Source organism: Intrasporangium sp. (genome assembly GCF_036566125.1).
GTDB lineage: Bacteria > Actinomycetota > Actinomycetes > Actinomycetales > Dermatophilaceae > Intrasporangium.
In genome coordinates this window covers 1-11078 of the sequence record NZ_DATCWX010000103.1, presented here as the reverse complement: position 1 = coordinate 11078, position 11078 = coordinate 1, and the positions used below count along the sequence as shown (strand labels likewise).

Below are 11078 nucleotides of genomic sequence, written 5' to 3'. Positions count from 1 at the left end.
GGCGGCTGCCGGAAGCACGGCCACGACGGTGATCGCCGTCAGCCTTGCCTCGGCAGGGCTGGGAGCCTTGTTCGTCGTCGCGTCCGCCACTGCCCTGGGGTCCGTCGAACACCATCAGGCGGGTGTCGCCTCAGGTCTGCTCAGCACGTTCCACGAGCTCGGCGCCTCGCTGGGTGCCGCGGTGATGTCCGGGGTCGCGGCAGCCAGCTTGACCGCTGGAGGGATGGCCGGGTTCCGCCGCGGGTACGCCGTCGCTGCCGGCATCGCCTTGGCCAGTGCTGTCATCTCGTGGTTCCTCTTCGGCGAACGTGCGGGCAGGTCCGAGCGGCGCTCAGGGCGCAGCGGGCAGGATGCTCAGCCGATAGCCGACCCCATGAACGGACCGGACCTCACAGCCGGCCATGGAGCCCAGTCGCTTGCGGAGCCGCTTGACGGTTGAGGTGAGCCGTTCGCGGTCGCCGGCGAAGTCGCTGCCCCAGACCTGTCGGCTCAGCGCGGCGAAGGACCACACCCTTCCGAGGTCTGACGCCAGCAGGGTCAGCAGGTCGAACTCGCGAGCCGACAGGTGGACTGGCCTTCCCTTCAGGGCAACCTCGCGAGCCCGGACGTCGATCCGAAGTGCCCCGACGGTGAGTCGGGCCGGATCGACTGGTCGGCTCTCCGACCGAGCGAGGTGAGGGCTCGCGGCCTCGGTGGCCGGGGTTGCGGGCGGTTCGAGGAGCGTCCGGGCAGCGTCGACATCGACGGCACCGAGGACGACGGCTCGATCCTGCAGCAGTCGCGCGACGCCCGCAATTTCATTGAGGGACAGGCCCACACACAGCACCAGTCCTGGATCTGCCGCGTTGTTCAGCATGTCGATGCCCCTTCGTCGACTGCAATTCGCCCACCACCTGCCTACCGCTCGGCGTCACAGGGTGTCCACAGGAAATGGGGAGATTTGACCCATTTCTGACCAATTCCTGCCCAAGGACTGCCCACCTGCCGTCCTTGTCGGGGTCGCGCCCACCGGCCAGCGTAGGGAGAGCCCTCAGACCCCTGAGGGCTCCCGTGTATCTCGCCACCCGACGGCGGGACACCCTCACCACGGAGGACAGATGAGAGCACGAGAACGCTCAGCGCGGATCAGAAGACCACTCCTGGCCGTCATTGCCGCGGTCGCCACCCTGATCGCCATGGCAGGACTGGTCGCACCGTCGGCCCAAGCCGCATCCGACCCGACCGCCAAGTTCACCGCAGCAGCCGAGAAGGAGCTGACGACCAGCAAGACCGCTGACTTCTGGGTTCGCCTCGCAGACCGGGCAGACCTGTCCAAGGCCAGCGCCATCAAGGACTGGGACCAGCGCGGCAAGGCGGTCTACGACACGCTGCGCAAGCATTCGCAGAGCTCGCAGGCCGGGGTCGTCGCGCAGCTCAAGGCGGCGAACGCCGACTTCACGCCCTACTGGATCACCAACGCCGTTCTCGTGCGCGGTGGGACGCTGAGTCTCGCCACCTCGCTGGCAGCAAAGTCCGAGGTGAAGCAGATCGTCGAGACGACCGTCCTCGAGCTGATCAAGCCGGTCGAGGTGAAGCCTGACACGAGCGGCATGGCGCCCAACGCCGTCGAGTGGGGCGTCGCCGCGATCAACGCCGACGACGTCTGGGGAGCAGGCACCACCGGTGAGGGGATCGTCGTCGCCAGCATCGACAGCGGCACGGACGTCAACCACCCGGCGCTTCGGTCGAAGTACCGCGGCCTGTTGCCCGACGGAACGCTCGATAACAACTACAACTTCTTCGACGTCGCTGGCAACTGCAATGCGGCAGGCGACCCGTGTGACTCCGATGGTCACGGGACGCACACGATGGGCACGATGGTCGGGGCCGACGGTGCCAACCAGATCGGTGTCGCCCCCGGCGCTCGGTGGATCGAGGCCAACGGGTGCCACACCTGCGCCGATGCGGACCTCGCCGACGCCAGTCAGTGGATGCTCGCGCCGACTCGCCTCGACGGATCCGCTCCGGACACGTCGAAGCGCCCGCACATCATCAACAACTCGTGGGGATCGCGCTCCCCGTCGACCGCCCCGTTCCTGGAGGACATCCAGCTCGCGTGGGCGGCGTCCGGCATCTGGGGCCAGTGGTCCAATGGCAACAGCGGTCCGAGCTGCCAGACGAGCGGCTCTCCCGGCTCGCGCACCATCAACTACTCGGCCGGAGCCTTTGACTCGACCGGCAACATCGCAAGCTTCTCGGCGCGTGGTCCCGGCCAGGACGGCGAGACCAAGCCCAACATCGCCGCTCCCGGCGTCGCAGTGCGCTCGTCACTGCCAGGTGGCGGCTACGGCAACATCAGCGGCACCTCGATGGCATCGCCACACGTCGCCGGCGCCGTGGCCCTCGCCTGGAGCGCTGCACCCTCGCTCGAGCGCGACCTCGCCGCCACCCGCGCGCTGCTGGATGAGACCGCTGCGGACACCAGCGACCTCACCTGTGGCGGCACGGTGGACGACAACAATGTGTGGGGCGAGGGCAAGCTCGACGCCTTCGCGCTGTACCAGTCCACACCGCGAGGCGACGTGGGCCACGTGGCCGGCACCGTCACGGCTGGCGGAAGCCCTGTCGCCGGTGCCACGGTGGAGATCGCGGGTCCGACGCCGCGCTCCGTCACGACCGGTGCCGACGGCACGTACGACGCCGCAGTGTCCGCGGGCGCCTACACCATCACGGTCCGCGCGTTCGGCTACGCCACTGCAACGCAGAACGCCACCGTGACGGCCGGCGCAACGGCCACCGTCGACGTGGCGCTCGTGGCAGCGCCCCGGCACACCGTCTCCGGCACGGTGACCCTCCAGGGCAACGGTGCTCCGGTGGCCGGAGCGACGGTGACCCTCGCCTCGGCACTGCCGCCGGCGACCACCGGGGCGGACGGCACCTTCTCCGTGCCCGACGTTCCGGAGGGCACCTACACCCTGTCCGTGACCGCCGGCGGCTGCGCAGCACCGTACTCCCAGAGCCTCGTCGTCGACGGCGACGAGACGGTGGCAGTGGCGCTGGCGGGCCGGGCCGACGGCTACGGCTACACCTGTGTCGTGGGCACGGGCGACTACCTGCAGGGCTCGACGAAGACGACCCTCGCCGGTGACGACTCGACGTTGGCGATCGACCTGCCGTGGGCGTTCAGCTTCTACGGCCAGTCGTACAACCGGGCCTTCCTGTCCACGAACGGCCACGTCAACTTCCTGGCCACGGTGTCGGCGTTCTCCAACGGCGCCATCCCCAGCACTGCGACGCCGAATGCCGCGATCTACCCGTTCTGGGACGACCTCAACGTCGATGCGTCGGCCGGGGTCTACACGGGAACGACGACGGTCGGTGGACAGGACGCCTTCGTCATCGAGTGGCGCAACGTCCGGCCCTACTCCGATGCGAACGCGCGGACCAACTTCTCGGCCACGCTGCTTCGCAACGGCAAGGTCATCCTCGGCTACGGCCCGCAGACCGACGGCAAGCCGGCCCTCACCGGCAGCTCGGCGACGGTAGGCATCGAGAACGCAACGGGCACCGAGGCCTGGCAGTACTCGTTCAACACCGCCGGCGCGGTGGCTCCGCAGAAGTCGATCACCTTCAGCCCACCGCCCAGCGGCACGCTCTCGGGCACGGTGACGGACTTCAACGACCACGAGCCGATCTCGGGCGCCAAGGTCACGATGACTCCGTCCACTGGTGCGCCCGTGACGGTGACCACCGGTGCCGACGGCACGTTCTCGAAGGTGCTCTTCCTCGGCAGCTACGACGTCGCGGTCACGGCAACGAACTACGTCGGTGAGTCGACCCAGGTCACGTTCGACGAGGACGGTGACACCGCGGAGTTCAGTCCTGCTCTGAAGACCGGGATCGCGGAGATCACCGGTGCGACGAGCTACGACTGGGGAGTCCTCGGAGCCGGCGACACGCGGACGGAGACGTTCACGGTCAAGAACACCGGGTCGGCAGCGCTCCAGTTCTCGGTCACCGAGTCCGGTCGCAAGAGCGCGTCGTCGGCAGCACGTCCGGCCGCCCTGAGCGGTCAGGCAGTCAAGGCCGCGACGAAGGGCGACCGCAGTGCCATCTCCGCCAAGGGCCTCTACACGAAGGACCAGGTGGCGGCGCAGAAGAGCCTCGCAGCGGCTCCGAACGCCGACGGCGACGTCCTCGCGTCATGGGCGACCGGGCTCGACGTCCCGTGGGGCGTCGGCCATGACGGCAACGTCTGGCTGTCCGACGCCACGGCGATCACCAACAACCGGTTCACCACGGCGGGTGCTCTGCAGGGCAGCTACCCGGCAACGTGGGGCGGTTCATGGAGCGGCGACCTCGCCCTCAACAGCCGGACTGGCGACATGTGCCAGGTGAACGTCGGCGGTGACAACGCGATCGTCTGCTTCGACCCCGCGACCGGGGCCGAGAGCAGCCGCATCTCGGGGTCGCCGTGGTCGGGCATCTCCCAGCGCGGCCTGGCCTACAACGCCGCCGCCGACGTCTTCTACATCGGCGGCTGGAACGAGGGGATCATCTACACGGTGGCGGGTACGACCCACGCGACACCGGGTGCGACCCTCTCGAGCTGTGAGCCGGCCGAGGCAGGCATCGCCGGTCTCGCCTACAACAACACCTCCGACACGATCTGGATGGTGCCGAGCGCGGCGACGACGGTCTTCTACCAACTGTCGCCGGCGGACTGCTCGACTCTCAAGACCGTGGCCTACCCGACGAACGACTCCTTCCCGGGTTCCGGGCTCGAGTCGGACGCCTCCGGCAACCTCTGGACCGCGAACCAGGTCGACGGGAAGGCCTACCTCGTCGATGTGGGCGACCCGGAGGACACCGACCTCCTGTGGCTCTCGGTCAACCCGACCGAGGCGACGATCGCGGTCGGCGAGACGAAGACCTTCACGGTCAACGTCGACGCCTCCCTCGGTGAGCCGGGGGTCTGGGAAGGCGCTCTCGTGGTCAGCACGGGCGCCGGCCGGGTTCGCGCGGTCAACGTCCCGGCGAAGGTCGTCATCTCCGCCTACCAGGTCGGTGTCAACGCCGGCGGCAACGCCCTCGACGCCTCCGACCTGTTCAAGTGGAAGGCCGATCGGGCGCACGTCGACGGCGGCTGGGGCTACCTCGGCACCAGCAGCAAGACCGAGACGACGAACAAGGCGATCGCCGGTACGCCGGACCAGTCGCTCTTCACGTCGCGCCGAGTCGGTGCCCTCACCTACCAGTTCGACGACGCACCTGCCGGTACGTACCAGATCGAGCTGGGCTTCTCGGAGTGGACGAACACGAAGGCAGGCAAGCGTGTCTTCGACGTCAAGGTGAACGGTGCCTACGCCATCGTCGGCAAGGACATCATCACTGAGGTGCCGGCTCTCACGGCCAACCTCGACACGGTCGTCGTCGAGCACGGCGGTGGCGACCTCACGATCGAGCTCGTCCAACGCAAGGCGATGGACAGCCCGGTCATCAACACCATCAAGGTGCAGGAGCGAGCTGACCGGTAAGGGGCCAGTCGCGTTCCAGTGGTCGGCCGTCGCCGGGTCCCCGGCGGCGGCCGACCCGTTTGCCTGTGTCGTATGCCGCTGAGCTCGCTCCCAGCGCAACCCACCTCCCAGCCCTCCCATCCCGCCTTCGGCCCACGCGGCCCGTCCCGCGTTGCGGGACGTTGGCCTCTGGTGGCGCCCTCGATTCCGCGAGCACCATCGACGTCATGACAGCGCTAACCGACGCCGATGGTCACCGGCTGCCGGGCCGCGTCTCGGAGAAGACCTACCTCGACATCAACGGCGGGCGTCAAGGGATGTTCCTCCAAAGCGCCGATGTGATGAACCCGGTGCTGCTCTACCTGCACGGTGGCATGCCGGAGTTCTTCCTGACCGAGCGCTACCCGACCGGGCTCGAGAGGATCTTCACGGTCGCCTGGTGGGACCGCCGGGGCGCAGGGCTGTCGTTCGACCCCCGCAGTTCGCCGCAGAACTTCACGCTCGAGCAGCACCTGGACGACACTCTCGCGGTGACCGATTACCTTCGCGAGCGCTTCGGCCAGGAGAAGGTCTACGTGATGGCGCACTCGGGCGGGACGTTCTTCGGGTTGCAGGCGGCGGCGCGGGCGCCGGAGCGGTTCCATGCGTACGTCGGCATGTCCCAGATGGTGCGGCAGCTCGAGTCCGAGCGGATCGCATATGAGTACATGCTCGCTCGGTACCGGGAGCGCGGCGACCGGCGGATGGTCCGAAAGCTCGAAGCCGCGCCGGTGACCATCGCGGGAGGCACCCCGGACGCCTACCTCTCGGTGCGGGACAAGGCGATGCACCGTCTCGGTGTCGGCACGATGCACGAGATGCACTCGGTGATCACGGGCGTCTTCTGGCCGTCGATCACGAGTCGGCAGTACACGGTCGCCGAGAAGGTCAGGTTGTGGCGCGGCAAGTTCACCACCGGCGTCATGCCGCAATGGACGCAGCAGATCCTTGCCACCGACCTTTCTGAGCAGGTGCCGAAGGTCGAGATCCCCCTCTACCTCCTCCACGGCGTTCACGACTACACCTGCTGTCTCAGCCTCGCCCACGAGTACTTCGACAGGGTCCAGGCACCGGTCAAGGGCTTCTACACCTTCCACCACTCGGCGCACAGCCCGATCTTCGAGGAGCCCGAGAAGGTGCGGCGCATCCTGTCGGAGGATGTGCTGACCGGGACCAACAAGCTCGCTGATCCGACCTAGAGCTCTCAAGCGCACGCCACGCCGGGAAGCCGGGTGGCACCCGCGGCCTGGTCCACGCGGGTGCCGGCCCAGCGACATACGGCCTCAGTGGAGCGGCAGCGGCGTGGCGTCAGCCTCCTGGCGGCTCCCGTTGATACGGCGGTCGGACGAGTCGATCCGCACGTCGTTGATGCTCGCCTCGCGACGATGCATCAGACCGTCGGGGGCGAAGGCCCACAGCTCGTTGCCGTAGCTGCGCCACCATCGCCCCGAGGCATCGTGCCACTCGTACTGGAACCGGACGGCGATCCGTTCGTCCGAGAACGCCCAGAGCTCCTTGCGGAGGGCGTAGTCGAGCTCGCGCTGCCACTTGTGCGAGAGGAAGCGCTCGATGTCCTCACGGCCGGTAACGAACTCGTCGCGGTTGCGCCACACCGAGTCCACGGTGTAGGCCAGCGCAACCCGGTGCGGGTCACGGGTGTTCCACGCATCCTCGGCGGCTTGGACCTTCTGTCGAGCTGTCTCGAGAGTGAAGGGTGGAAGGGGCGGGCGGTTCATGCTGTCTCCTTGAGGGTGAGGCGGTACGGGAGGAGGTCGCGGACGAAGCCGTGGGTGATGGCACCGACGACGCGGTCCCGGTGCCGGTACTCCGCGAGGAACCTGCCGTCGGGGTGGCTCTTGACGATGTGCAGACGGTGGGTCCCGCCGGTGAAGCCGACTGAGTGGAGCCGCAGGTCGTGGATGTGGGCCCAGAAGGACGGCAGACCGTCGTACCGCTGGGCGTCGCCGAACAGCGTGCGGGCGACGTGGGTCCCTTGTGCGAGCGCGCCGTGGTAGTGCTCGACCCGGATGCGCGCCGAGCGGTCCCACGGATGCGGCCATCGGGCCACATCTCCGGCGGCCACGATCCCTGGAGCGGCGGTGCCGGTCTCGTCCACGAGAACGCCGTCCGTGAGAGCCAGACCCGAGCCCGTGAGCCACTCGATGTTGGGCTCGGATCCCATTGCGGTGATGAGCAGCTCAGCGGGAATGGTGGTTCCGTCATCGAGTCGGACCGCCTCGAGGTGGTCGGCGCCGAGCAGCTCGGTGACCACCCTGCCCAGGTGCTGGACCACCCCCCGCTCGCGATGTGCCCGGGACACCCGTTCAGCCACTTCAGGCCCGAGTGCCCGCAGGAGCGGGAGTCGGGCCCGCTCGACGAGCTCGACGGGGAGTCCGAGCTCTCGTATTGATCCGGCGAGCTCGGAGCCGAGGAAGCCCCCTCCGGCGATCACGACACGAGGGCGGCGCAGCAGATGGTCCCGGAGCCGGGCGAGGTCGTCGACGCCCCGAACGGTTATCACCTCTGGAAGACCACGGTGCAGGGCCCGCGGGAGCTCTCGCGCACGGCAGCCCGTCCCGATGACGAGGCCGTCAAAGGCGACCTGCTCGCCATCGGCGAGCTGGACGAGCCGGCGTCGACGGTCCAGGTGACGTGCGGGCGTGCCGAGGACCCACGTGGCCCTGAGGTGGTCGGCTGACCCGAGCGCGACGTCCGCTTGAGCCCGGGGCAGCGGGTGCTTGGACAGCGGGGGGCGCCGGTAGGGCCGATGGGGCTCCGCACCGATGACGGTGAGGTCACCATCATGGCCACGCCGGCGTAGCTCCTCGGCCGCGCTCAACCCGGCCAGGCCGGCCCCGACGATGACGATCCGGCGCACAGGTCACGCCTCGACCATCGTGATCGCGGCGACGGGGCACGAGGCGACGGCGCGCTCGATCGGGGCGCGGTGACGCTGGTCCGGTTGCGCGTCGTAGACGAGCTCGTCGTCCTCGTCGAGCTGGAAGACATCCGGAGCCTCGAAGACACACTGTGCATGGATCTCGCACAGGGACCGATCCACGGTGACGTGCATGATCCTTCTCCTTTCAGGGTGGCCGATGGGAACGGCTCGGTTGCTAGGGCGGTCAGGCGGGGTTGAATCGCGAGTACTTCTCGAAGGTCCAGGACAGGGCGCTGCCGTGGTCGACCTGGATCACACGCTCGATGTCGAAGTCGATGTGGCGCAGCGCTCCCGGCGCCGAAGCCGCTCGGTCGGCGTCCCAGTCGACTCTGGCCCGGCCGGTGAGGTGCACTGCATGCCCGTGCTCCCAGTCGAGGAACATCAGGCTCGTCCGTGGCTCGACCTCGAGGTTGCCCAGGGTCATGTACATCGAGTTGCCGACATAGTCGGGCCAACTGAGCTTGCTGCCGCGCACGGTGACGAACCCGGGGTTGCCACCGCGATGGGACGTGTCGACGCCGAGCCCCGGTGCCGCCGTCCCGACGAAGAAGGTGTCAGCCTCGGTGATCCAGCGCTCCTGCTGCGGCGTCAGCCACTGGCCCTCGCGCCGAGCGGGTTCCGGGCGGTGACCGGCGGCGTGCGGCGTCCGTGTCTGGATGTACTTCGGGCAGTTCGCGTAGACCTGCTCGGTGGTGATGACGAGGTCGTGACCCACCCTGCGGGCGATGCCGTTGACCCGCATCCGTCGCCGGGTCGCTGGCTCGAGCGCGATCATTCCGACGTCGACGGGTACCGCCCGGGCGACCTCGTCGAGGACGTCAGACAGGGGGTCGACGCTGGGCAGCCGGGTCCGGACGAGGATCTCGGCCTCGGACTCGACGCGGACGAAGCCGGCCGAGCCCGTCAGCTGAGTGGTCCACGGACGACCGGACTCGTCCATTGCCGAGATCGCGAGGAACACCTGTCGTGCGAGGAACTCGGCCGCGATCGGGGGGATGGTGCGGCCGACGCCCGCAGAGCCCCACTCGTCGGCGTCGATGCCAGCCTGTAACTGCACCGTCTTCTCACCTGGATGGAACATGAGTGTCTCGATTTCGTTGACGGTGCGGGCCCGACTCGTTCGCCGGGCCCGCACCTGCCGGTCACGGGAAGGATCAGAAGAAGCCGCAGGTCGGGGCGCCCTTTACCGGAGCCGCCGCGCCCTCGGCGCCGACGGGCGCATAGATCTCCAACCGGACCCCGTCCGGGTCGGTGAAGAAGATGCCGCCCGAGGATGCACCCTCGCCGTGCGGTACGACGCCGTCGTAGGCGAACTCGACGCCGAGCTCCTTGAGCGTGGCCTCGGCCTGACGCACGGCCGAGATGTCGGCCACCTCGAAGGAGAGGTGATGCAGGCCGGGGAGGCCGGTGGCGAAGGTGCCGCTGCTCTGCTCCCAGAGTGCGACCTGCAGCGACGCGCTGTCGCCGAGAAGAGCGAAGGCGCGGTCACCGTCGAGTTGCTGGGCGAGGACATCGAACTGGAAGAGCTTGCCGTAGAACTCGATCGACCGGCGCAGGTCGGTCACGTTGAGTCCGATGTGTCCGGTCTTCAGGGCTGGGGTGCTCACACTGTCTCCTTGGACGTTGGTAATGGTTACTGCATCCTGATGCATTAGGGACATTACGGAATGGATCTAATGCTTGTCAACGGAGTAACTGTTAAACTCCGAGCCAACGTGAGCCATTCGCGTGAAGGAGTCAGAGTGACCGACGTTCCCGACCTGTATCCGAGCGAGCCCGCCTCCGTGCGGCTGATGAACACCGTGTGGGCCGACCGGTCCGGCGTGCACGACGCCCTGCGCACCACGGAACAGCTCAGCGTCTGGTGGTCACGCATCGGATTCGGTGCTCCCGCTCCGCCCTCAGAGGGGGATCTCGCGCAGTACCGCGAACTTCGAGCGTCGCTGCGGCGGATCGCCGCGGAGACCACTCACGACTCGCGCGAGCACGCGCGCATCAGCGAGACCGCCCTCGGGCGGGCCCTCGAGACGGTCAACGCACGCCTGGTGGAGCCGGCCCTTCGCCTCGAGCAGCGAGGTGAGCACCGCTTCGAGCTCGACTGGCCCGAGCCCGGCACGTCGGTTTCGGATCATGTGACGTCACTCGCCCGGGAGGCGGCCCGGCTGCTCGGATCGGACGCGCCAGTCGTGCGGGCGTGCTACGGGCCCGGCTGCGTGCTCTACTTCGTGCAGCGACACACCCGCCGGGAATGGTGTTCTCCCGGCTGCGGCAACCGCGCCCGCGTCGCCCGGCACTACCGCCGTGCCCGCGGCACCGGGCAGGTGTCGGCCGGCGCGGCGCCTGAGAAGCGTTCGTCAGTCCAGGCGAGCAAGTCGGCGATAGCCGGTGAGTCCGCGGCCATCAGTCCCACGTGGTCACGCCCCGTGTAGATGCGATTGTCCACGGGCTGGCCAGCGCGGCAGCGACTCTCGACGAACGCCGCTTGGGAGTCGGAGGTAATGAGGGTGTCGGCAGTCCCCTGGCCGATGAGCAGTGGCGCCGCGATGTGGCCAGTCGGCGAGTTCTGGGCCAGACGCGCGGCGAACGGTCCGGTGGTCGGCTCC

Annotated in this window: 10 protein-coding genes; 3 read left to right on the top strand and 7 right to left on the bottom strand. The window is 68.5% G+C overall.

What is annotated here, in order from left to right:
• Positions 1 to 114 precede the first annotated feature (114 nt).
• On the bottom strand, positions 115 to 285 hold the full coding sequence (locus VIR15_RS06315) for a hypothetical protein (RefSeq protein ID WP_331926628.1): 171 nt from the start codon (positions 283 to 285) through the stop codon (positions 115 to 117).
• Between the two features lie 46 nt (positions 286 to 331).
• The gene (locus tag VIR15_RS06310; protein WP_331926627.1) at positions 332 to 856 is read right to left on the bottom strand and encodes a winged helix-turn-helix domain-containing protein; all 525 of its coding nucleotides are present in this window, start codon (positions 854 to 856) and stop codon (positions 332 to 334) included.
• A 241-nt stretch (positions 857 to 1097) separates the two neighbouring features.
• On the opposite strand from VIR15_RS06310, the gene VIR15_RS06305 reads away from it, so the two are divergent.
• Both VIR15_RS06305 and VIR15_RS06300 read left to right on the top strand, forming a co-directional pair.
• The gene (locus VIR15_RS06305) at positions 1098 to 5516 is read left to right on the top strand and encodes a S8 family serine peptidase (RefSeq protein WP_331926626.1); all 4419 of its coding nucleotides are present in this window, start codon (positions 1098 to 1100) and stop codon (positions 5514 to 5516) included.
• A 206-nt stretch (positions 5517 to 5722) separates the two neighbouring features.
• Positions 5723 to 6733, top strand: coding sequence for an alpha/beta fold hydrolase (locus tag VIR15_RS06300; protein WP_331926625.1), 1011 nt, complete (start codon positions 5723 to 5725; stop codon positions 6731 to 6733).
• Between the two features lie 84 nt (positions 6734 to 6817).
• Here the strand turns inward: VIR15_RS06300 and VIR15_RS06295 are convergent, their stop codons facing one another.
• From VIR15_RS06295 to VIR15_RS06275, 5 genes are all read right to left on the bottom strand, one after another.
• A complete protein-coding gene (locus tag VIR15_RS06295) occupies positions 6818 to 7270 on the bottom strand; it encodes a nuclear transport factor 2 family protein (protein ID WP_331926624.1) in 453 nt (150 codons plus the stop codon).
• Entirely contained in the window at positions 7267 to 8412 is a 1146-nt protein-coding gene (locus VIR15_RS06290) for an NAD(P)/FAD-dependent oxidoreductase (protein WP_331926623.1), read from the bottom strand. The genes VIR15_RS06295 and VIR15_RS06290 overlap by 4 nt, the downstream gene beginning before the upstream one ends.
• Positions 8413 to 8415: 3 nt before the next feature.
• Positions 8416 to 8607 carry a ferredoxin gene (locus tag VIR15_RS06285; RefSeq protein ID WP_331926622.1) on the bottom strand — a complete coding sequence of 64 codons (192 nt, stop codon included), beginning with the start codon at positions 8605 to 8607 and terminating at the stop codon, positions 8416 to 8418.
• 52 nt (positions 8608 to 8659) lie between these two features.
• Complete coding sequence (locus VIR15_RS06280) at positions 8660 to 9532, bottom strand: pyridoxamine 5'-phosphate oxidase family protein (RefSeq protein ID WP_331926621.1); 873 nt, start codon at positions 9530 to 9532, stop codon at positions 8660 to 8662.
• 97 nt (positions 9533 to 9629) lie between these two features.
• Complete coding sequence (locus tag VIR15_RS06275) at positions 9630 to 10082, bottom strand: VOC family protein (protein WP_331926620.1); 453 nt, start codon at positions 10080 to 10082, stop codon at positions 9630 to 9632.
• Positions 10083 to 10217: 135 nt separating this feature from the next.
• Between VIR15_RS06275 and VIR15_RS06270 the strand changes: the two genes are divergently transcribed.
• A complete protein-coding gene (locus VIR15_RS06270; RefSeq protein WP_331926619.1) occupies positions 10218 to 10904 on the top strand; it encodes a CGNR zinc finger domain-containing protein in 687 nt (228 codons plus the stop codon).
• Positions 10905 to 11078: the final 174 nt, after the last annotated feature.